Annotated in this window: 1 protein-coding gene; it reads left to right on the top strand. The window is 42.7% G+C overall.

Annotated elements, in window-relative coordinates; translation table 11 throughout:
* Nucleotides 1–253: M3 family metallopeptidase (locus CWB76_RS19605; RefSeq protein ID WP_138609766.1), on the top strand; the 253-nt coding region annotated here is incomplete at both ends.

The raw sequence follows: 253 nt of genomic DNA, 5'->3' as shown, positions 1-253 counted from the left end.
CGCAAAAGTTCAACCAAGGTTTTGGTACCACTGAATATTTAGCTGCAGCATTACTGGATATGGAATGGCACTCATTTGGTTCTGATAAAAAAGTAACTGATGTACAACAGTTTGAAAGCGAAGCACTAAAGGCACACGGTATCGATTACTACCCTGTACCACCTCGTTACAAATCAAACTACTTTAGCCATACGTTTGCAGGTGGTTACTCAGCAGGTTACTACGCTTACCTTTGGACGGCAGTAATTGGCGC

Origin of the sequence: Pseudoalteromonas sp. S1609, assembly GCF_005887255.1 — a bacterium.
In the GTDB taxonomy this organism is placed as follows: domain Bacteria; phylum Pseudomonadota; class Gammaproteobacteria; order Enterobacterales; family Alteromonadaceae; genus Pseudoalteromonas.
The sequence above is the reverse complement of the archived record's forward strand: the minus strand, read 5'-3'. Positions and strand labels throughout refer to the sequence as shown.